Genomic DNA, 19,042 nt, shown 5'->3' on the forward strand with positions numbered 1-19,042 from the left:
AGTCACGGTGATTGCCGTACTCTGCCGCCGTACAGTTTGGAAGATTGCGTATGCGGCTACGGCCTGGACCAGGAAGATGCTCTCTTTCGGCTTCTCGTGACGGCCTCTGCTACTCCCCGCGGTTCCACCCAACTTCCTGCCTGATCGGGCACGCGAGGGGCCCAAAGGCTTTTTGATAGCGTGTTCGACTATCGTGCGGCTGGAATCGCGTGGGCGCGTCCATCCCGAGTCTTATTGCATATCTTTCGATTTCCAAAGCGCTCATAAACCCTGCAGGTTTATGTTCAAATATTCAAGACGGATCTGCGAAATGAGGGATCTCGCCTGCTTTAGAAGTACTAACAAAATGATCTAGGAATACGAGGAAGGGCGAGCAGCCACCATGGGGCGTTCCCGACGGGCTGTGGGCGCGGATCGAGCCGTTGTTGCCGGTCGTGCCGCGCCGGGTCGATCACCCGGGACGCAAGCGTCTGGACAACCGGAAGGTCCTGTCGGGCATCTTGTTCGTGCTCTATACCGGCATTGCCTGGGAGTTCCTGCCGCAGGAGCTGGGCTTCGTTTCGGGGATGACCTGCTGGCGCAGGTTGCGGGACTGGCATCATGCCGGGGTCCTGGGAGAACCCGCACCAGGTGACCGCCTTCGCCGCTGACGACGTGTGGGTGGCCGGTGTCGACTACGGCGACGACGAACGACCCTCGCAGGTCACATTGCCGCACTACAACGGACGACGATGGGCCCGCGACTGCCGCGACGGCGGCGGCGAGATCTGCGGTGACGGCTTCACGATCACTCGTGTCCCCACCACCTCCCGTCTCCTCCTGGCCGGAGGGCGCACTGCGGCGACGAAAACACGTCCTCCACATCCGCCGCTAGAAGGGGATGACACGCTTTGCAGGCAACGCCCGACGGCGGCGAATCATGACATCTCGATCTCCAACGGCACGATCAGGCTCCACGTCCACGACCAGACAGCATCCTGAACCACTCAAACCTCGCTCCCGTCGTGGCGGGGTCCGGCGGGCAGGACCTGAGTACCTGGCCACTGGACAAGATCGACGCCCGCGAGCAGGCCCTGACCAGCCAGATCGAGCAGAGCAAGGTGGCGATGCTGTCTTCGTACGAGCCGCTCCCGTCTGCATTCTTCACCTGCCTGATTTCCGGCTACGACTGAGTGGTGCGCGGCGTTATGCCGAATGCCGTTGCCGCACTGACGGCGGCCACGATGGCGATGAACCACCAGCCGTGCTGGAAGGCGGTCAGCAATCGATCGGAGGCGACATTCAGCGACCCGACGATGGCGACCAGAACGGCGACGCCCAGCACGTAGCCGAGCTGGCGGGCGGTGTTCACCACCGCGCTGCCGGTGGCGGACTGCTCCGGCGGCAGATCGACGGCTGCCGAGGCGATCATGCTGGGCAGGGCGAGGCCGATGCCGACGCCGGAAATCATCCAGCCCGGCAGCACCTCGGTGGCGTAGTGCACGGGCGTCGCAGCGGTACCCAGCACCAGCACCACCCCTCCGGCGAACAGCAGATTGCCCATGGCCACAACGACACCCACCGGCACCCACTTGATCAGTCGTTGGCTGACGGCGGCGAAGATCGGCACCATGATCGGCCCTGGCACGATGGCGAGCCCGGTTTCGATGGTGTTGAAGCGGGCCGCGTTCTCCAGCCACATAGCGATACTGAGGAACCACGCCCCGAACGCGGTGCAGAACGCCAGCACGGTGGTGTTGGCCCACACGAACGTGGGCACCCGGAACAGGGCGGGCGATACCACCGGATCGGGATGCCGCACCATCCGCACCACGAACAGGACCAGGCCCGCCACCGCGACGGCGAGGACACAGAGTGTCGCTCCGCTCGACCACGACCATTCGCTGCTCTTCACCAGACCCAGCGACAGCCCCCCGATCACCACGACCAGCAGCGCCACTCCGAGCAGATCGGGCACCCGCGCCTGCACCCGCTGCCGCAGATCCGGAACCAGGCGCAGGGCGGAGATTCCGGCCACCACACCCACCGGCAGATTGATCAGGAAGATCCAGCGCCAGGACGCCTCGACCAGCGCCCCGCCGACTACGGGACCGAAGGCTGCGGAGAAGGAACTCGTTGTGGCCCAGATCTTTACCGCAGCCGACACCTTCGCCGGCGGCAGCACCGTGAGCAGCAGCCCGAGGCTCGCCGGGGTGAGGGCGGCGGCACCGATTGCCTGCACGACCCGGAATGCCACGAGCGCCCACAGCGACGGCGCCAGCGCGCAGGCCAGGCTGGCCAGCGTGAAAATGCCGAGCCCGACCAGGAATCCGGCCTTGCGCCCGAATCGATCCGAGAAACGCCCGGCCGGAATCAACAGCGCCGCATAGACGATCGCGTACCCGTTGAGGACCCAGCTGAGGTCCGCCAGCGAGGAACCCCGGTACGACTCACCGATCTTGGTGAACGCGACGTTCACCACGAACACGTCGAGCATCGCCATGAACGCGGCCGAGCAGAGCACCCACACGACCGCGGCCGAATGATCCCGAGTCGGCCGTAGCGTCGTCGCCTTGGTTATGTCATGCATCAAGCATCCCTTCTTGTCCACACCGGCCAACCTCGACCAGGCAAGGCCATCAAAGCATACGTTCGACCGTATGTTTACTTCAATCACACAGATCGGGGTGCGCAAGGTCTGAAGGGCAGTGGCGGCACGGCGGGCAAACAACGTGGGCCGGACCGACGGCATACGATCGACTGTATGGTGACATCTGGGCGACAGGCTGCCGAGGAAACCACCGACAAGCGTTTGCTGCGCGGCGCGCAGTCGCGGCGGACCGTGACCCGGCGAGCGGTCGACATCGCCTCGCTGGACGGGCTCGACGGGCTCAGCTTCGGCCGTCTGGCCGAGGATCTCGGCATCAGCAAGGCCGGAATCCAGACCCTGTTCCGGACCAAGGAGGGGCTGCAGCTCGCCACCGTGGAAGCGGCCCGCGAGTCGTTCGTCGACGCGGTCATCCGGCCCGCCCTGCGATCCCCCGCGGGCGTCGCGCGCATTCGCGCCCTGGTCGATCGGTGGATCGACTACGCCGTACAGCCGCTGTTCTCCGGTGGCTGCTTCTGGGGCGCGAACCTGCCGGAATTCGACAGCCGCCCCGGGCCTGTCCGGGATGTACTGCGACGGCAACAACGTGCCTGGCACACGACCCTCGCGACGCAGTTCCGGCGCGCCGTCGCACGCGGTGAGATAGCCGAAATCGATCCCGAGTCTGCCGCCTTCCAGGTGAGCGCCTTGCTCAGCGCCGTCAATCTGGCCGTGCGCCTCGGTGACGACGACCGGGTAGCGATGGCGCGGCACGTGATTGATGGTTTGCTCACGCACGATTCGCGGCATGCCGTCGGCGCAGCTCCTCTCGGGTGCCCCCAGCAGGAACCGAACATGCGAGGACGCCGCTGAATCAGGCTTGTTTCGGGTGCCGCCAATGCGCGACGGCACTGCCACGTGGACTCATCGAAAACGCCCGCGTGGCGACCATCGTCACCTCAGCGGAGAATGCCCGCGCGGCGGCGTGTCCCCGCTGGTTGGGGCGGTGGCGGCGCTACCCGACCCCGATACAAGGGCTGCGACACGCGCTACGGCACTGCCGCGCTGGTCGGCCTCGAAGGCCGGCAAGGCGGCGACGCTGTCGTTCTGAAACTGACGATCATCGTGCCGGAGATCAGCATCAGGCGAAGAACCGTGCCAGGTGTTCGATGACGATCTCGGGTTGTTCCTCGGGGATGTAGTGGCCGCTGTCGGGCACCTTCACCACTTCGACATCGGTGCCCTTGTCCGGTAGCACCGCCTGCAGGAGCATGTGGCCTGCTTCGCCGCCGCCCAGGCCTAGCAGGGGGACGGTGACCTTGCCGTAGGTCTTCTCGTCGGCGATGTCCTGTCCGAACGATCGGTACCAGGAGTTGCCCGCGCGGATCGCGTCCGGTGCGGCGTAGGCGCGGGCGTAGATCTCGCGGTCGCGGTCGCTGATGGCGGAGGGGTCTTCGATCAGGTAGTCGCACATCCAGTCGATCAGTTCGCGGGACCTGCCGGCGAGCAGGCGCTCGGGCAGGTCGGGCACCTGGTTGAAGGCGAACCACCACAGGAAGCGGCCGGGGCCGGCGTGAATGTCGCCGTCGATCTGCTGGCGTCCGGGCCGAGGGAGCAGGGAGTGGTTGTAGAAGCGCTCGTCGGGGTGCGCGATGTCCAGCAGCGCGATGCGCCGGGCGTGGGTGGGATGGTTGGCGGCGAAGGCGTAGGCGACCATGCCGCCGATGTCGTGGCCGGCGATGTCGACGCGGTCGTGGCCCAGGTGGAGGACGAGCTCCAGGATGTCGGCGGCCATCGTCTTCTTGTCGTACCCGTCGCGGGGCTTGTCCGAGCCGCCCATGCCGCGCAGGTCGACGGCGATCACCCGGTGCCGTTCGGCCAGCGCCGGCATAATCTTGTGGAACTCCCACCACGTCTGCGGCCACCCGCCGAGCAGGAGCAGAGGCTCACCCTGCCCGCCCGCCACGTAGTGCAGACGGGTCCCGTCGACGTCGGCGTGCCTGCTGACGAATCCGCCCTCGAGCGAGCTCGCCAACTCCGCGTCAGACAGTACTTCAGCCACGATGATGCCTCCTTCGTTGTCGATCTCATAGCTCAGTTGCGCGCAGCAGATCTTCCGCACGGTCAGCGGGCGCCCGGGTCAGGCGTTCGTCTCGATGACACTCGGCTGGGACGCTGCGGAGAGGCGCGAGCGGCCCGCGATCGTGGCGATCACAGCCGCTGCGGCGCACAGGGCCGCGGTCCACGCCAGGGTCGCGTTGGTCGAGGTGTGATCGGCGAGGAGTCCGGCGAGCCAGGGGCCGGCGGTCTGGCCGGCCGCGAACAGCGTGGTGAAGACCGCCAGCGTGGCGGTCCAGTCGGCGGGTGGGGTGTTCGCCTTGATGAGCGCGGTGACGGCGGCGGGGACGCCCATGAACGTCGCCCCGTAGACCACCGCGGAGGCGAGGATGACCGGTGGTGAGGGTGCGGCCAGGGCCAGCGCCGCGCCGCCGGCCAGCAGGCCGAGCAGGGTGGTCAGGGCGCGGGTGCCCGGCCAGCGTGCGGTCGGGCGGCTCCACAGCGCGGGTGCCGCCACGACGGCCAGGCCCAGCGCTGTCCAAGTCAGCACCACCAGTCCGAGCGGGGCGTGCCGATCGGCGAGGTAGGCGGACAGGAACGTGATGTAGGTGATGTAGCCGGCGGCGAACAGCAGGTAGGCCAGGGCGATCCCCCACAACGGGCGCACATGGGCCCGGCCGGCGCCGGCGGCCGTCGCTTCCTCACTGGTATGGGCGGCGCGCCAGCTGATCAGCGTTGCCAGAGCGGCGGCGACGCTCAAGCCGAGCCAGATAGGGCGCCAGTGGTCGGCCAGCGGCGGGATGGTGAGGCCGCTGAAGACGATGCCCAGGCCGGTGCCCGCGAAGTAGATGGTGATGGGCGCGCCGGAGGCGGCGCGGGTGGCGATGTGCGATGCGATCACACCGCCGGTGATGAACACGGCGGCTCCCGCCGCCCCGGCCGCGGCTCGCGTGGCCAGCAGCGCCAGGGTGTGGTCGCTGGCGGCGGTGGTGGCCAGCGACACCGCGGTGAGGATCATGCCCCAGCGGAAGGTGACGGCGGCGCCCATGCGGTGGACGGCGACGGCGGTCAGCAGCGCGCCCAGCAGGTAGCCGAGCCCGTTGGCGGCGCTCATCGTCCCGGCTTCGGACAGGGTCCAGTGCAGGTCGTCCCGCATCGCCGGGAGGAGCAGCCCGTACGCGAAGCGCGCCAGCCCGAGCGCCGAGGCGGTGCCGAGAGCCAACCGCAGCGCCTGCCGCTGCGCCTGCCTCATGGGCACCGTGCCAGGAAGCCCAGGATCGTCCGTGTCAGGGTCACGCGATGGTCCGACAATGCGTGGTCCGTCGCGAAGAGGTGGTGTTCAAGGTGTTCGACGGGCTGCGCCTGGTAGGCCGTGACGACCGGTTCGTGATGCACGTCGTACGGGGTGACGGTGTCGAGGCCCGTGCCGATCAGGAGCACGGGGCGGTTCGCCAGCAGCGGCGCGAGTCCGGCCAACCGCCACGAGTCGCCGGCCGCCTCCATCTCGCTGACGAGCGCCTCCCCGCTGGTGCCCCGGAGGGGACCGAGTTCGCCGGCGAACGCCTCGACATAGCTCGCCCGGACACTCGGGTCGGTACGGCAGAGCGCCGCCGCCGCGCCGAGGTCGAATGCGGCCACCGTGGCGACGGCGGCGACGGACGGTTCGGCGGCCGCGGTCATCAGCGCGGCGAAGCCGCCCAGGCTGTGACCGATCAACATCAGCCGCTGCAGATCCAGCCGGTGAGCGGCGGCGAGGCCGCGCAGTCCGGCCACGACCGCTGCCGTGTCCTCCAGCACGTGCCCCCACGACCACGAGCCTCCGACGCCCCACGAACCGCGATAGTGGAACACCAAGGACGCGTAACCCGCACGGCGCAGCACCTGCGCGAGATCGAAGTTGCGTTCGTTGCCGGGGAATCCGTGCAGGAGCACGACGACAGGGTGCGGCCCTCGGCCTGCTGGAACGTGCAACACACCGAGCAGCGACGCGCCCCCGCTGTCGAACGTCAGCGCCGGTGTGGTGGCCGGGAAGTCAGGGTCGCGCGGAGAGTCGGCGGCAAGCGGGTCAAACATGGAAGAACTCCCGAGGTCGAACCGTTCGGTACGATCCGGAACATTAACACCGGATCGAACCGACCGGTACCATCTACCCCATGCCAGTCACCAAAGGCTCGACGATCGACCCCGCACGCACCCGCGCCACCATCCTCGAAGCAGCCACCGCGGTGCTGTACGAGCGCGGGCTCGACGGCATCGGCGTCGCCGAGCTGTGCACCCGCATCGGCGTATCCAAGGAGACGCTCTACCGGCACTTCGGCACCAAGGAGGGCCTGGTCGAGGCCACGCTCCGGCAGCGCAGCGAGCGGGTCACGCAGTGGCTGACCGCGGCCGTGGAAGCCGCCGGCCACGACCCCCGCGACCAGCTCGCCGCCGTGTTCGAGGCCCTCCAGCAGTGGTACGACGCTCCGGTCTTCCGCGGCTGCGCGATGCTCAACGCGGCCGCCCAGCACCACGTGGAGCCCGTACGCACCATCACCGCGCGCCATCTCGACCGCTACCTCGAGCTGCTGACCAGCATCGCCGAGCGGGCCGGAGCCGACGATCCACCGGCCCTGGGGCGGCAGCTGTTGATGCTGGTCGAGGGCGCGACCGTCGTCGCCGCGCACCACGACAGCGTCGGCGCGGGTGAGCACGCCCGCAAGGCCGCGCTCACCTTGCTGTCCGCCGCCTCCGCAGCCGGCCCTTGCGACTAGGCCTCTTGCGAGAACCTGCCTGCCACAGCGGCGACCGCCCGCCGGAGGTAAGGAGAGGCCGAGCCGGACACCGAGCCAGGCATGGCCTGCCACGGCGGCCCGCGCCCTGAAGGCGCGGCCGCCTTCGAGCCCGAACTGGGCCTTGAACAGCCGGAACAACGGCCACACGCGACGAGCCCGGTTACCGCGGCAGGCGGGGCGGCGTCACGCGACGGCAGCCGCCCGAGCAGGTCCTCCACAGGGGCTGCCTGGATGAGTCCGGGGCGAGCATGACCGGATCGCCCAACCGTTGGCGTGATCGCGGACGCCTTCTCGCTGGCCCGGCTTCTTGGTCTACCGCTGTCCTGACGACTTCGCCGGGTCCTCGGGGGTGTGCTCCCAGCGTCCGGTCAGGAGGGCGGAAGCGGGTTGGGCCCCCGGCAATCGGGGATGCCCGGAGCGCAGGCCGTCGAGAGCGATGGCGATCGTGCGTCGGCGGGCGTTGCGGGCCGCGTCGATCAGGTCGGTACGGCCCTGCCGGTCGAGCTGGTCGATCAGGGGCGACTTGCCGAGTTGCTCGATCAGCAGCGAGATGTCCATCGTCCCGGCGTCAGGTCGGAGCACTCCTGCCTGGTGCGCCCGGTCCACCAGTTCCCTCATCAGCTCATCCGACCTGGTGAACTTGGCCGCCATCTCGTCCGTCACGGCGATCGTGCCTGCCAGCGGCCCGAGGGAGCCGCCGCTGAACTCGACGCAGGCGCCGATGTAGTGGGCCAGTCCCTCCCATGGGTCGTCATGCTCCAGGCCGTTTTCGGCGGCCTGGATCCACTGGTCGAGGGAGAGCGAACACAGGTGCTGGAAGAGCTCGTCCTTGGATCGGTAGCGGCGGTACAGGCTCGCGATGCCGACTCCGGCGTGCGCGGCGATCGCCGCCACCGACGCGTGCGCCCCGTCCACGGCCAGGACCTTCTTCGCGGCCTCCAGGAGAGCCTGATCGTTGCGTTCGGCTTCGGCATGCCGGGGAGCTTTGCGGGTCATGTGCTCACTGTAACCACCTTGCGAATCGATTCACTCCGTTACAGCTTCCCTAAACGAAGCGAATTTATCCGTTTGAGGAGCGACATGCGGGCCGTGGTGAGATCGCTGGTCGCGATGGGGACGGTCGGTGACCGTCTCGGGCACGAGCGGATCCTGCTCCTCGGTCCCGTCGCCTTCACCGCCGCGTCCGTCATCGCCGCCTTCGCCCCGGCGCGGGCCTGCTCATCGCGGCACGGGCGGTCCAGGGCCTCGCCGCCGCGCTGGCACCGTTCTCGCCGGCGCTGATCCGCACCTTGTTCACCGACGTACGGCAGCGCACCCTGGCCATCACGATCTGGATGATGGCCTTCATGGGCGGGGATGCGCTCGGCCCCCTGGTCGGTGGCGTGCTGCTGCAGTACTTCTGGTGGGGCGCGGTGTTCCTGCTCGCGATTCCTGCCATGGCCTTGCTGCTGGTCACCGGACCCTTCCTGATCCCCGAATCCCACGCCTCGAACTCCGGGCGGCTTCAGCAGCGCTGCAGCTGGTGCTCGACCTGTCCCCGCTGGAGGCCGGCCTGTGGCAGCTGCCCACCGCGGTCACCGGCACCATCGTGGCCCTGGTGGTCTCCGGCCTCACCGGCCGGATCCGCCCCGCCGCCCTCATGAGCGGACTGGCGCGGGCAAGCGGGAGTTCATCCGAAAGTGCTGGAGCGAGTACTTCTTCGCCGATGCCTCGATCGACGGCGAGTTCGTCGAGCCGTTCACGCCGGCGCGGGAAACAGGGCCTTCACCGAGGAGGAGCCGGTCCCCATGCTTCAGAGGTAGACGAGCCCCTCGGGTACGTCGGGGCGCACCTCGGTGCCGAGCGCCCGGCGAGCAGGTCGTCGAGCCGGTCGAGCGGGCCGATGAGGGCGCGCCCGCCCGCCTTCGCGAACCGCACCGCCGCGTCGATCTTCGGCTTCATGGAGCCTTCCTCGAAGGGCAGCTCGGAGATGGCCTCCGGCGAGGCGGTGAGGATGTCACGCTGCGCCGGGGTGCCCCAGTTCTCGCTCACGTACGCGGCGTCGGTCAGCATGATCAGCATGTCGGCCTGGAGCTCGGCGGCGAGGGCGGCGCTGGCCAGGTCCTTGTCGACCACGGCCTGGACCCCGGTCTGCCGGCCCTTGCCGTCGGTCTTCACCGACACGCCGCCACCGCCGACGCAGACGACCAGCTGGCCGGCCTCCAGAAGCGCGCGGACGAGCGGCGCCTGCACGACGCGCAGCGGCATCGGCGAGGGGACCACCCGGCGGAAGGCCGAACCGTCGCGGGCTATCGTCCAGCGGTACTCGGCCGCCGCCTCAGCCGCGTCCTGGGCCGAGTACCAGCCCGTTCGCCACGGAGAGCGCTGCGGACCCGCCCTCGCTCAGGTGGATGTCGTGGCGGGCCGCCAGCGCGAAGGGCACGTCGGGGTCGCCGACGGCTTCCGTGCTGGGGCGGCGCGTCGCTGCCAGGATCAGGTCCGCCACTCCGGGCCCCGAGACGATGCCGCTCTGCGGAAAGACGACGGATCGCGCGTTCGGGTAACCGGCCATCGTCTCGCGAGGCTGCGGCATCCGGTCGACACACCCGGGCTCTCCCTCGACCAGCTGGCTTACGAGTGGGTCCGCGACCGGATCATCGACGGCACGTTCAAACCGGGCGCGCGCATCCGAGAGCGCACGGTCGCCGCAGAGCTCGGCATCTCTCGCATCCCCATCCGCGAGGCGTTCCCGCGGCTGGAGAGCGAGGGGTTCATCCGCAGCCGGCCCCGGCGCGGCGCCGTGGTCGCCTCGCTGACGACGCGAGACGTGAACGAGCTCTACGACGTACGCGGCTCGCTCGAGGTGCTCGCCACCCGACTCGCGGCCGAGCAGTGCTCGCTCGGCGCGTCCGCCGAAACTCTCCGGGTGATCCTCGAAGAGGCGGAGACAGCCGTCGCCAACGACGGCGCGCTGCTGTCAGCTACCAACTCGCGCTTCCACGCCGAGATCCTCAGGCTCTCCGACAATCAGCTACTGCAAGACCTCATGGCACCGATCCTCGGGCGCGTGAACCGGCTCTTCTACATCGTGCCCGAAAGCAACCAGGTCAACTTCCATCACGAGCACGCCCAGCTCTACCGGGCGATCTCGTCCGGCCAGGCGGATCTGGCCGCCGCGCTGGCCTTCGCACACGTGGAACACAGCCGGCGCGACACCCTCCCGATCGTGCAGTCACTTCTCGACGAAGCCCAGACGCCCCAGCCGAGGGGCGCCCGTCTCATGGTCAGGCGCACACCATAGGTGCACGTGATCCACAGGCTCGACGACATCTGCCACGATCACCACGCCGGTGACCGGCTGCCGATCCGTGCGGCAAACTCGCTCATCGCGCCGGCCTGAGGTTTCACGCCGTGTCAAGCGGCTCAGCGATACTCATGGATCAGGCCGCAGACGGTGCTCCGTCGCTTGATTCGGCCGTGAGATCGGCCACCTCGGCCGGATCGTGCGTGGGTTGATGTGGTGACAGTACGCGCACGCGCCGAGCGGTGTGTTCGATGACGGCCAGAATGTACGGGCGCTGCCTGTTCAAGGTGACGGTCTCGAGGATGTCGCAAGCCGGCAGAGCGTCGGCTTGCGCGCGCAGGAAGCGGCCCATGTGGTGGACGCTCGCTCGGGAGCTCAGACCCTGCGCGTGGGGGTTGATCCGCTACAGCTGTGCGGAGTCCATGTCGTCGGATCTCTCGGAAAGGGCGGTGGCCCAGCGGGATGACCACTGGACCAACGGGCGCAGGGATTGGTAGGCGTCCTCGCCGAGTGGGGTGAGGGCGTAGCTGGTGTCGGGCAATTGGGTGACGAGGCCCGCCTCCGCCAGCTCGAGCAGGCGCTGGCGCAAGACGCTGGACGACATGCCGTCGCAGCGTTGCTGCAAAGGGCGAAAGCCGCATGGGCCGTTGTTGAGCTCCCAGATGACGCGCAAGGCCCAGCGCCGGCCGAACAGGTCAAGGGCTGCCATGAGGGGACGGCCGGTGGTCGAGCCGCGTACGGGCCTTCCTGGCTTGGGAACGGGCATGGCGGGCCTCTCAGCGATCTGCCAGTGTGGCCGGTCTGTGGGCGGGAGTCCGGGGTTCGGGCTGGATAGTGATTCTGATTTCGAAATGCTAGCATCCGGGCTGCAGTGATTCGGAAACAGAAACACCGAGGTGAGGGGCATCGATGAGCGGATGGGTGACGCCTGTGTGCGAACGTCTGGGGATCGAGGTGCCGATCGTGCAGGCGCCCATCGGGTCTGCTGTCACGCCCGAGCTGGTCGCGGCCGTCTCCAACGCCGGCGGGCTGGGCATGCTCGCGCTCACGTGGGTCACACCTGAGGAGGCGCTCAGCCAGGTACGGCGAGTGCGTGCGCTCACGGATCGGCCGTTCGGTGTGAACCTTGTGCTGGACTTCCCTATCGACGATGTGCTGGCCGCATGCCTGGAGGAAGGAGTGAGGATCGTCTCCACCTTCTGGGGAGATCCCGGGGCGGTGAGCGGGCGGGTGCACGACGCGGCGGCGGTGCACGTGCACACGGTGGGCTCCGTGCGGGAGGCCGCGCATGCAGCGCAGGCCGGGGTGGACGTGGTGGTGGCGCAGGGCTGGGAGGCCGGGGGGCACGTGCGCGGACGCGTGGGCACCATGGCACTGATCCCAGCCGTGGTGGACGCCGTCGGGCCGATACCGGTGATCGCCGCCGGCGGGATCGCGGACGGGCGGGGCCTGGCCGCCGCGCTGGCCCTGGGCGCACAGGCTGGATGGCTGGGGACGAGGTTCTTGACCGCGATCGAGGCGGCCACGCACAGCGTCTACCGGCAGGCCGTACTGGAGGCCGACCCCGACGAAGCCGTATACACGCACTGTTTCGACGGCGGATGGCCGGACGCACCTCACCGGGCCCTACGCAACTCGACCATGACCGCGTGGGAGGCGGCAGGATGTCCAGCGGCTCCCGACCGGCCCGGCGAGGCGGACCCGGTGGCCACGGATGCGCGGGGGCGCGTGCACCGACGCTACGACGACATGATCCCCGTCGCGGGCATGGACGGCGATCTCACGGCCCTTGCCCTGTACGCCGGTCAGTCGGCCGGTCTCATTCACGGCCAGACTCCAGCAGGTGAGATCGTGGCGAACATCGCCGCCCAGGCTACGACTCTGGGTCCCAGAGGTCCGCGGTGACACCCACCGAACAGACCCGCTCCGCGACCACGAACAGCTTGACCTCGCGTGAGAGGACATCGGCATGACCCGGATTCCTCACCCTCCACGACCTTATCGCCCTACTCGATCCGAACACCCGCTTGCGTGACGGCTTCATCCGAGGCCATGCCGTCGCGTCGCGGGACATGGCGCTTCTGACCCCACGCCCGCCCTGGTTGGGCGCTCATACTCCAGCTTCAGTTCTTTGGTGTGCAGCGTGCCGCTTTTGTGGTGGATCACGACGTGGCGGGGTCGGACTGGCGGGCCGGTCCGGCAGGCCGGAACCGCGGCGACGGGCTCAGGCGCACATGCGGGGATCGCTGCGCGCCTATGTGGTCGAGCATGATCGTGGCGGCGATGGCGGCGCGGACGGCTTCGGCGCCGTGCCCTGCGAGCGCCGGGCCACTCTTGACCTGCCGGCCCTGGCCGTCCATCCGGCGGGCCACGCATGGGCGTGGTCTACGACGCGGCCGGGGGTATTCGTGGAGCACGAGGGCAAGGTGGCGTTCGCCGAGGATCAGGATCCGGCCCAGGAGTCCGCGACGCACGGTGCCGATGACGTCACACGCGATGATCGCGTGGGCTTGAGCGGCCAGAAACTACTGCCGGCCGCCGCCCTGATCGCGCAACAAAACCCAGCTCACGTACAAAATCGCGTTCCGAGCGGGACACCCGCAAAAGCGGCCATTACCAAGCGCTTGCTTGTGATCGCCGTGCGGACTTAGAGTCGAGGAGATGTCCATGCCTGAAGGTCCTCTGGCCGGGCGGGGCTCGCCCTGGGCCCGTTCGCCGGGATGACGCTCGCCGACCACGGCGCCGAAACCGGTGGGGCGACCCGGTCGGCTTCACCGTCGACGAACCGTTGTGGAGGGAGCGGCCATGAACCTCGGCGGCCAAGGAGTGCTCGTCACCGGCGGCGGCAGCGGCATCGGGCTGGGCGTCGCCAAGCGCCTTGCCGCCTCGGGCGCCGCCGTGACGATCTGCGGCCGCAGGGAGGATCGGCTGGCCGCCGCCTGCGCGGAGATCGGCAAGGCGAGCTACGTGGTGGCCGACGTGGCTGACGAGGAGCAGATGGCGACGGCCGTACGGCGGGGGTGGGAGCACGCGGGCGACCGCCTGGACGGGGTGGTCGCCTCGGCGGGCGGCTCCGGCTGGCTGGGCCCGATCACCCGGCTGCCGATCGAGGAGTGGCAGAAGGTCATCGCGACGAACCTGACCGGCACCATGCTGGCGCTCAAGCACTCCGCCGCGCTGATGGCCGCGGCGGGCGGCGGCTCGTTCGTGGCGATCTCCTCGATCGCCGCCTCCAACACCCACCGCTGGCTCGGCCCGTACGGCGTGGCCAAGGCGGGCATCGACCACCTGTGCATGCTGGCCGCCGACGAGCTCGGCCCCAGCGGCGTCCGGGTGAACGCGATCCGTCCCGGCCTGATCCGCACCGAGATGGTGTCGATCATCACCGACACGGAGAACCCGGTCCTGGCCGACTATCAGGCCTGCACCCCGCTGCCCAGGGTGGGCGAGGTGGCGGACGTGGCCGCGCTGGCGGCCTTCCTCCTGTCGCCCGAGGCCTCGTGGATCACCGGCCAGGTCATCAACGTGGACGGCGGCCACTCACTGCGCCGCGGCCCCGACTTCTCTCCCTGGCTCGAACCCGCCTTCGGCCGCGACGGCCTGAGAGGGGTGACACCTACCCAGACCCCATCCTGATATGTCCGGCGCCAGCGCCGGACATATCGAGAAATTTCGGTATGACCGCCACATCGTCGGCGCGAGCGATGCGGCGGCTCCGTGACACTCTCCCACCGGAGCGACCATGCACGATCTTGTCATTCGCGCCGCCACCGTCGTCGACGGCACCGGCGCTCCGCCGTACACCGCCGACGTCGCCGTCACAGACGGCCGCATCACCGAGGTCGCCCGCCAGAACGGCGCGGACCGGCCGGGGCGCGCCCGGCGCACCGTCGAGGCGGACGGGCTGCTGCTCACGCCTGGCTTCGTCGACCTGCACACGCACTATGACGGCCAGGCCACCTGGGACCCGCTGCTCGGCCCCTCGTGCTGGCACGGCGTCACCACCGTGGTCATGGGCAACTGCGGCGTCGGCTTCGCCCCCGCCAGGCCCGACCGGCGCGAGTGGCTGATCGGCCTCATGGAGGGCGTCGAGGACATTCCCGGCACTGCCCTCTCCGAGGGGATCGCCTGGGAGTGGGAGAGCTTCCCCGAGTTCCTCGACGCGCTGGAGCGGCACCCGCACGTCCTCGACCTCGGCACTCAGGTACCGCACGGCGCGCTGCGCGCGTACGTGATGGGCGAGCGCGGCGCGCGCAACGAGCCCGCCTCCCCCGACGATGTCGCCAGGATGAAGCAACTGGTCAAGGAGGGGATCGAGGCCGGCGCGCTGGGGTTCTCGACGAGCAGGACGCTGGCGCACAAGGCGATCGACGGCGAGCCGGTGCCGGGCACGTTCGCGGCGGAGGACGAGCTGTTCGGCATCGGCGAGGCGCTGCGCGAGCTCGGCAGGGGCGTCTACGAGATCGCACCGGCCGGAGCCGCGGGCGAGGACGTCAACGCGCCGATGAAGGAGGTTTCCTGGATGAGCAGGCTGGCCGAGGCCATCGACCGGCCGGTGACCTTCGCGCTGCTGCAGATCGACTCGGTGCCCGACCTGTGGCGTGAGCTGCTGAGCGCGTCGGCCAAGGTGGCGCGGCTGCACCCGCAGGTGGCCTGCCGGCCGTTCGGGATGCTGATCGGCCTGGTGGCACTGCATGCCTTCGCCGATCGCCCCTCATATCAGGACATTTCCACCTTGCCGCGCCACGAGCGTGTCCACCGCATGCGGGACCCCCAGGTCAAGCACCGCATCCTCCACGAGGTCCCGAAAGAGGAGGACATGCTCGCGGCCCTCTGCCGCGGCTTCACCGACCGCCTCTATCCGCTGAATCCAGAAAATCCGGACTACGAGCCGCACCCCAGCACCTCCGTCAAGGCCCAAGCCGAACGCCAGGGCCGAGAGCCGCTCGAGCTGCTGTACGACCTCATGCTGGAGGACGACGGCCAGGCGATCTTCCTTCTGCCGATACTCAACTACGCCAACGGCGACCTGGATCCCCAGCGCGAGATGCTGATGCACCCGCAGGCCGTGCTCGGGCTCGGCGACGGCGGCGCGCACTGCGGCTTCATCTGCGACGCCTCCATGCCCACCACGATGCTCTCCCACTGGGCGCGCGACCGCTCGCGCGGTGCGCGGCTGCCGCTGGAGCACGTCGTCAAGCTGATGTCGCGCGACACCGCCCGGCTGTACGGCCTGCACGACCGCGGCACGATCTCCCTCGGTATGAAGGCCGACCTCAACCTCATCGACTTCGAGCGGGTCCGCAACCACCGCCCGCGAATGGTGCACGACCTGCCAGCGGGCGGACGCAGGCTCATCCAGCGGGCCGACGGCTACGTCACCACCTTCGTCGGCGGCGTCCAGACCTTCTCTCACGGCGAGCACACCGGGGCACTGCCTGGCCGGCTGATCAGGGGCGGAGCATGAGCGAACTGTTCAGGACCACGGAGGCGGCGATCGCGGGCAGGAAGGCCACGGCCGGCCACCGGACCGGCATCGACCTGCTCGACGGCGACATGTACGCGGACGATCCCTGGTCGCTGTACGCCTGGCTGCGCGAGCACTCCCCCGTCCACTACGACGAGGCGAACGACCTGTGGGGCATCTCCCGCCACGCCGACATCTCCGCCATCGAGCGCGACCCCAAGCTCTGGACCAGCACCGGCGGCTACCGCCCGCAGCTGCCGTCCGACCCCTCCATGATCGGCATAGACGATCCGCAGCACGCCGAGCGCCGCCGCCTCATCTACCGCCGCTTCACCCCGCGCTACGTGCACGAACGCTACGCCGAGCGGATCAGGGCGGTGGTGGTCGAGCAGATCGGCCAGGCGCTGGAGGAGGGCACGGTGGACGCGGTGCCCGCGCTGGCCGCGCCGCTGCCCGCCCGGATGATCGGCTGGCTGCTCGGCTTCCCCGACTCCGATTGGCCCAAGCTCAAGCACTGGTCGGAGACGACCATCGCCGCGGGGGGCGGCCTGCGCTACGTCACTCACGAGGCCGCGGTCGCCGCCGGGGAGTTCGGCATGGCCGTGCTCGACCTGGCCGCCGAGCGCCGCAAGTGCCCGCACGACGACCTCATGTCGCTGTGGTCGGCACGACCCGACTACGACGACGAGCACCTGGCCAACGAGGCGCTGCTGCTGCTCGACGGCGGCGCGGAGACCACGCGCACGGTGATCGCCACCGCCATCGACGCGCTGATCAGGCACCCGGACCAGTGGCGCCTGCTACGCCAGGACCCGTCGCTGGTGGAGAACGCGGTCGAGGAGTTCATCCGCTGGACCACCCCGATCCTCAACATGTGCCGCGCCGCCACCCGCGACACCGAGCTGCACGGCCACATCATCAGAAAGGGCCAGCAGGTCCTGCTCATGTACGGCTCGGCCAACCGCGACCCTGCGGTCTTTGCCGACCCCGACCTGTTCGACGTGACCAGGAAGCCGGGCGGCCACATCGCCTTCGGCCTGGGCACGCACTTCTGCCTCGGCGCGGCGCTGGCCAGGCTGGAGCTGAAGATCTTCTTCGAGGAGTGGGTGGCCAGGGTCGACTCGGCCGCATGGGCCGACGCGGAAGGTCCGCGGCTGATGCGCAACTCGTTCGTGCGCGGCGTCACGTCCTTCCCGATCGTCCTGGAGGCGCGGTGATCAACCTCGCGGACGTCTTCGAACGCGCCGCGGACGCGGTGCCCGACCGGCTCGCGCTGGTCGCGGGCGAGGTCCGGCTGACCTACCGCGAGCTGGACGAGCGCGCCAACCGGGTGGCGCACTGGCTCCAGTTCCAAGGGGTACGGCCGGGCGAGCACGTGGGCATCCTGTCCTGGAACCGCGCGGAATGGCTGGAGAGCATGATCGGCTGCTTCAAGGCAAGGGTGGCGCCGGTCAACGTCAACTACCGTTACGTCGAGCGGGAGCTGGCCCAGCTGCTCGGCGACGCCGACTGCGTGGCGCTGCTGGGCGAGGCCGACCTGCTGGCCAGGGCACCTTTCGACGGTCCCGTGCTGGCCTTCGGCGAGCCGTACGAGCGGGCGCTGGCGGGCGTGCAGGGCGGCAGGGACTTCGGGCCGCGGTCGGGGGACGACCCGTACATCCTCTACACCGGCGGTACGACCGGGCTGCCCAAGGGCGTGTCGTGGCGTTCGGAGGACATCTATCTCGCGGCGATGAGCGTCTACTCGGGGCCCATCGAGGATGTTTCGGAGCTGCGCTTCGTGCCCGAGGGGCTGCGCTTCCAGGTTCACGCGCCGCTGATGCACGGCAACGGGCAGTGGAGCACCTGGATCTGCCTGTCGGCGGGCGGCACGGTGATCCTGTGGACAGGGCGGCACTTCGATCCTGCCGCGGTGCTGGAGCTGGCCGAGCGCGAGCGGTCGCAGGTGCTGTCGTTCGCGGGGGACGGCATGGCCAGGCCGGTCGCCGACGAGCTGGGGCGCCGGCCGTACAAGCTTGAGGTCTTCTCGGTGGGGTCGGGTGGGGCCCCGCTGTCGGCGACGACGCGCGAGAGGATCCGCGCGGCGCTGCCCGACGCGATGATCGTCGACAACTACGGCGGGTCGGAGACGGGTGCGGTAGGAGCCGCTGCCGAGGAGGAACGCCCCAGGTTCGCGTTGGGTCCCGGCTTCGCCGTGCTCGGCCCCGATCACCTGCCGGTACGGCCAGGTGAGCAGGGCGTGCTGGCCAGATCAGGAAACATCCCGCTCTGCTATTACAAGGATCCGGTGAAGTCGGCGCGCACCTTCGTCACCGGGCCGGACGGGACCCGCTGGGCGCTGCAGGGCGACCAGGCGATCCTGCACGAGAACGGCACCGCGCTCATACTCGGCCGGGGCTCGATGGTGATCAACACCGGTGGGGAGAAGGTGTTCCCCGAGGAGGTGGAGATCGCCGTGCGCAGCCACCCGAAGGTGTACGACGCGCTGGTGGTCGGTACGCCCGATCCACAGTTCGGCCAGCGGGTGACAGCAGTGGTCGCAGGTGAGGTGACGCTGGAGGAGCTGGCCGAGCACTGCCGCGGGCGGCTCGCGGGTTACAAGATCCCGCGAGCGCTGCGGATCGTGCCCGAGATCAAGCGGACGCCTGTGGGCAAGCTCGACTACGCGTGGGCGCGGACGTTGTTCGCGTAGTCCTTCAGCGTGATCGAGTCGTGAAGCCTTCGGCCAGGCGGCGGGGTGGGAAGGCCTTTCGACGGTGAGGGGTCCCCCAGCTCGATCACCAGGTTCCTGGCCTGCTGCGCAACCCACGGTATGGAGGCCCGCCGCGCCGAGCAGGCTCAGCGGGCGGCCCGCTGAGCCTGCTCGGCGGGCCGCCCGCTGCCGCGACGTCACC

General features: G+C 69.4%; 21 protein-coding genes and 2 pseudogenes. 14 read left to right on the forward strand and 9 right to left on the reverse strand.

Translation table 11 applies throughout. From position 1 onward, the window contains the following. Positions 1 to 401: 401 nt before the first annotated feature. The 3 genes and pseudogenes from AC3EO4_RS46110 to AC3EO4_RS46120 form a co-directional block, all read left to right on the forward strand. A pseudogene (locus AC3EO4_RS46110) lies at positions 402 to 611 on the forward strand (transposase); the annotation flags it as partial. 19 nt (positions 612 to 630) lie between these two features. Continuing rightward, positions 631 to 981 carry a hypothetical protein gene (locus tag AC3EO4_RS46115; RefSeq protein WP_431902280.1) on the forward strand — a complete coding sequence of 117 codons (351 nt, stop codon included), beginning with the start codon at positions 631 to 633 and terminating at the stop codon, positions 979 to 981. 23 nt (positions 982 to 1,004) lie between these two features. Then, positions 1,005 to 1,172, forward strand: coding sequence for a hypothetical protein (locus tag AC3EO4_RS46120; RefSeq protein WP_379575497.1), 168 nt, complete (start codon positions 1,005 to 1,007; stop codon positions 1,170 to 1,172). Here the strand turns inward: AC3EO4_RS46120 and AC3EO4_RS46125 are convergent. Continuing rightward, positions 1,163 to 2,569 (reverse strand): MFS transporter, encoded by a 1,407-nt coding sequence (locus tag AC3EO4_RS46125; protein WP_431902283.1) that lies wholly within the window; start codon positions 2,567 to 2,569, stop codon positions 1,163 to 1,165. The two genes, AC3EO4_RS46120 and AC3EO4_RS46125, sit on opposite strands and share 10 nt — an antisense overlap. Before the next feature lie 174 nt (positions 2,570 to 2,743). On the opposite strand from AC3EO4_RS46125, the gene AC3EO4_RS46130 reads away from it, so the two are divergent. Continuing rightward, positions 2,744 to 3,439: a TetR/AcrR family transcriptional regulator gene (locus tag AC3EO4_RS46130; RefSeq protein ID WP_431902285.1), complete on the forward strand. Its 696-nt coding sequence runs from the start codon at positions 2,744 to 2,746 to the stop codon at positions 3,437 to 3,439. A gap of 268 nt (positions 3,440 to 3,707) precedes the next feature. Here AC3EO4_RS46130 and AC3EO4_RS46135 read toward each other — a convergent pair whose 3' ends face one another. The 3 genes from AC3EO4_RS46135 to AC3EO4_RS46145 form a co-directional block, all read right to left on the reverse strand. After that, entirely contained in the window at positions 3,708 to 4,628 is a 921-nt protein-coding gene (locus tag AC3EO4_RS46135) for an alpha/beta fold hydrolase (RefSeq protein WP_431902287.1), read from the reverse strand. Between the two features lie 78 nt (positions 4,629 to 4,706). After that, entirely contained in the window at positions 4,707 to 5,876 is a 1,170-nt protein-coding gene (locus AC3EO4_RS46140; protein WP_431902289.1) for a YbfB/YjiJ family MFS transporter, read from the reverse strand. Continuing rightward, positions 5,873 to 6,697, reverse strand: coding sequence for an alpha/beta fold hydrolase (locus AC3EO4_RS46145; RefSeq protein ID WP_379575505.1), 825 nt, complete (start codon positions 6,695 to 6,697; stop codon positions 5,873 to 5,875). The genes AC3EO4_RS46140 and AC3EO4_RS46145 overlap by 4 nt, the downstream gene beginning before the upstream one ends. 80 nt (positions 6,698 to 6,777) lie before the next feature. Here AC3EO4_RS46145 and AC3EO4_RS46150 point away from each other — a divergent pair, with 80 nt between their 5' ends. Then, the gene (locus AC3EO4_RS46150; RefSeq protein ID WP_431902290.1) at positions 6,778 to 7,377 is read left to right on the forward strand and encodes a TetR/AcrR family transcriptional regulator; all 600 of its coding nucleotides are present in this window, start codon (positions 6,778 to 6,780) and stop codon (positions 7,375 to 7,377) included. A 333-nt stretch (positions 7,378 to 7,710) separates the two neighbouring features. Here AC3EO4_RS46150 and AC3EO4_RS46155 read toward each other — a convergent pair whose 3' ends face one another. Continuing rightward, positions 7,711 to 8,394 carry a TetR/AcrR family transcriptional regulator gene (locus AC3EO4_RS46155; protein WP_431902293.1) on the reverse strand — a complete coding sequence of 228 codons (684 nt, stop codon included), beginning with the start codon at positions 8,392 to 8,394 and terminating at the stop codon, positions 7,711 to 7,713. A 260-nt stretch (positions 8,395 to 8,654) separates the two neighbouring features. Here AC3EO4_RS46155 and AC3EO4_RS46160 point away from each other — a divergent pair, with 260 nt between their 5' ends. Then, positions 8,655 to 9,041 carry an MFS transporter gene (locus AC3EO4_RS46160; RefSeq protein WP_431902440.1) on the forward strand — a complete coding sequence of 129 codons (387 nt, stop codon included), beginning with the start codon at positions 8,655 to 8,657 and terminating at the stop codon, positions 9,039 to 9,041. A 121-nt stretch (positions 9,042 to 9,162) separates the two neighbouring features. Here the strand turns inward: AC3EO4_RS46160 and AC3EO4_RS46165 are convergent, their stop codons facing one another. Both AC3EO4_RS46165 and AC3EO4_RS46170 read right to left on the reverse strand, forming a co-directional pair. Beyond that, positions 9,163 to 9,660, reverse strand: a complete 498-nt coding sequence (locus AC3EO4_RS46165) for an amino acid kinase family protein (protein WP_431902295.1) — start codon at positions 9,658 to 9,660, stop codon at positions 9,163 to 9,165. A gap of 55 nt (positions 9,661 to 9,715) precedes the next feature. Continuing rightward, positions 9,716 to 9,970, reverse strand: a complete 255-nt coding sequence (locus AC3EO4_RS46170) for a hypothetical protein (RefSeq protein ID WP_431902446.1) — start codon at positions 9,968 to 9,970, stop codon at positions 9,716 to 9,718. Between the two features lie 33 nt (positions 9,971 to 10,003). Here AC3EO4_RS46170 and AC3EO4_RS46175 point away from each other — a divergent pair. Together AC3EO4_RS46175 and AC3EO4_RS46180 are read left to right on the forward strand one after the other, a co-directional pair. Then, positions 10,004 to 10,171 (forward strand): annotated as a pseudogene (locus AC3EO4_RS46175) (GntR family transcriptional regulator); the annotation flags it as partial. A gap of 33 nt (positions 10,172 to 10,204) precedes the next feature. Further along, positions 10,205 to 10,678 (forward strand): FCD domain-containing protein, encoded by a 474-nt coding sequence (locus tag AC3EO4_RS46180; protein ID WP_431902442.1) that lies wholly within the window; start codon positions 10,205 to 10,207, stop codon positions 10,676 to 10,678. 139 nt (positions 10,679 to 10,817) lie between these two features. Here the strand turns inward: AC3EO4_RS46180 and AC3EO4_RS46185 are convergent, their stop codons facing one another. Both AC3EO4_RS46185 and AC3EO4_RS46190 read right to left on the reverse strand, forming a co-directional pair. Then, a complete protein-coding gene (locus AC3EO4_RS46185) occupies positions 10,818 to 11,033 on the reverse strand; it encodes a hypothetical protein (protein WP_431902297.1) in 216 nt (71 codons plus the stop codon). A 51-nt stretch (positions 11,034 to 11,084) separates the two neighbouring features. Further along, positions 11,085 to 11,390, reverse strand: a complete 306-nt coding sequence (locus tag AC3EO4_RS46190; protein ID WP_379575512.1) for a winged helix-turn-helix transcriptional regulator — start codon at positions 11,388 to 11,390, stop codon at positions 11,085 to 11,087. 200 nt (positions 11,391 to 11,590) lie between these two features. Between AC3EO4_RS46190 and AC3EO4_RS46195 the strand changes: the two genes are divergently transcribed. The 6 genes from AC3EO4_RS46195 to AC3EO4_RS46220 all read left to right on the forward strand — a co-directional run bounded on the left by AC3EO4_RS46195 (position 11,591) and on the right by AC3EO4_RS46220 (position 18,840). Next, the gene (locus AC3EO4_RS46195) at positions 11,591 to 12,586 is read left to right on the forward strand and encodes an NAD(P)H-dependent flavin oxidoreductase (protein ID WP_431902299.1); all 996 of its coding nucleotides are present in this window, start codon (positions 11,591 to 11,593) and stop codon (positions 12,584 to 12,586) included. Between the two features lie 329 nt (positions 12,587 to 12,915). Further along, positions 12,916 to 13,332: a hypothetical protein gene (locus AC3EO4_RS46200; RefSeq protein WP_431902448.1), complete on the forward strand. Its 417-nt coding sequence runs from the start codon at positions 12,916 to 12,918 to the stop codon at positions 13,330 to 13,332. A gap of 154 nt (positions 13,333 to 13,486) precedes the next feature. Then, entirely contained in the window at positions 13,487 to 14,317 is an 831-nt protein-coding gene (locus AC3EO4_RS46205) for an SDR family oxidoreductase (RefSeq protein WP_431902301.1), read from the forward strand. Between the two features lie 106 nt (positions 14,318 to 14,423). Continuing rightward, positions 14,424 to 16,148 (forward strand): N-acyl-D-amino-acid deacylase family protein, encoded by a 1,725-nt coding sequence (locus AC3EO4_RS46210; protein ID WP_431902304.1) that lies wholly within the window; start codon positions 14,424 to 14,426, stop codon positions 16,146 to 16,148. Then, positions 16,145 to 17,365: a cytochrome P450 gene (locus AC3EO4_RS46215; protein WP_431902306.1), complete on the forward strand. Its 1,221-nt coding sequence runs from the start codon at positions 16,145 to 16,147 to the stop codon at positions 17,363 to 17,365. Before AC3EO4_RS46210 ends, AC3EO4_RS46215 begins: the two co-directional genes overlap by 4 nt. After that, positions 17,362 to 18,840 (forward strand): AMP-binding protein, encoded by a 1,479-nt coding sequence (locus AC3EO4_RS46220; RefSeq protein WP_431902308.1) that lies wholly within the window; start codon positions 17,362 to 17,364, stop codon positions 18,838 to 18,840. Before AC3EO4_RS46215 ends, AC3EO4_RS46220 begins: the two co-directional genes overlap by 4 nt. Positions 18,841 to 19,042 lie beyond the last annotated feature (202 nt).

It is taken from the genome of Nonomuraea sp. bgisy101, assembly GCF_057708945.1.

What these genes read in the sequence shown, in the direction of transcription:
- AC3EO4_RS46190 (WP_379575512.1), bottom strand. Translation starts at nt 11,390, where the DNA reads ATGGCAGCCCTTGACCTGTTCGGCCGGCGCTGGGCCTTGCGCGTCATC.
- AC3EO4_RS46130 (WP_431902285.1), top strand. Translation starts at nt 2,744, where the DNA reads ATGGTGACATCTGGGCGACAGGCTGCCGAGGAAACCACCGACAAGCGT.
- AC3EO4_RS46205 (WP_431902301.1), top strand. Translation starts at nt 13,487, where the DNA reads ATGAACCTCGGCGGCCAAGGAGTGCTCGTCACCGGCGGCGGCAGCGGC.
- AC3EO4_RS46125 (WP_431902283.1), bottom strand. Translation starts at nt 2,569, where the DNA reads ATGCATGACATAACCAAGGCGACGACGCTACGGCCGACTCGGGATCAT.
- AC3EO4_RS46200 (WP_431902448.1), top strand. Translation starts at nt 12,916, where the DNA reads ATGCGGGGATCGCTGCGCGCCTATGTGGTCGAGCATGATCGTGGCGGC.
- AC3EO4_RS46185 (WP_431902297.1), bottom strand. Translation starts at nt 11,033, where the DNA reads ATGGGCCGCTTCCTGCGCGCGCAAGCCGACGCTCTGCCGGCTTGCGAC.
- AC3EO4_RS46150 (WP_431902290.1), top strand. Translation starts at nt 6,778, where the DNA reads ATGCCAGTCACCAAAGGCTCGACGATCGACCCCGCACGCACCCGCGCC.
- AC3EO4_RS46170 (WP_431902446.1), bottom strand. Translation starts at nt 9,970, where the DNA reads ATGCCGCAGCCTCGCGAGACGATGGCCGGTTACCCGAACGCGCGATCC.
- AC3EO4_RS46195 (WP_431902299.1), top strand. Translation starts at nt 11,591, where the DNA reads ATGAGCGGATGGGTGACGCCTGTGTGCGAACGTCTGGGGATCGAGGTG.
- AC3EO4_RS46215 (WP_431902306.1), top strand. Translation starts at nt 16,145, where the DNA reads ATGAGCGAACTGTTCAGGACCACGGAGGCGGCGATCGCGGGCAGGAAG.
- AC3EO4_RS46155 (WP_431902293.1), bottom strand. Translation starts at nt 8,394, where the DNA reads ATGACCCGCAAAGCTCCCCGGCATGCCGAAGCCGAACGCAACGATCAG.
- AC3EO4_RS46140 (WP_431902289.1), bottom strand. Translation starts at nt 5,876, where the DNA reads ATGAGGCAGGCGCAGCGGCAGGCGCTGCGGTTGGCTCTCGGCACCGCC.
- AC3EO4_RS46210 (WP_431902304.1), top strand. Translation starts at nt 14,424, where the DNA reads ATGCACGATCTTGTCATTCGCGCCGCCACCGTCGTCGACGGCACCGGC.
- AC3EO4_RS46145 (WP_379575505.1), bottom strand. Translation starts at nt 6,697, where the DNA reads ATGTTTGACCCGCTTGCCGCCGACTCTCCGCGCGACCCTGACTTCCCG.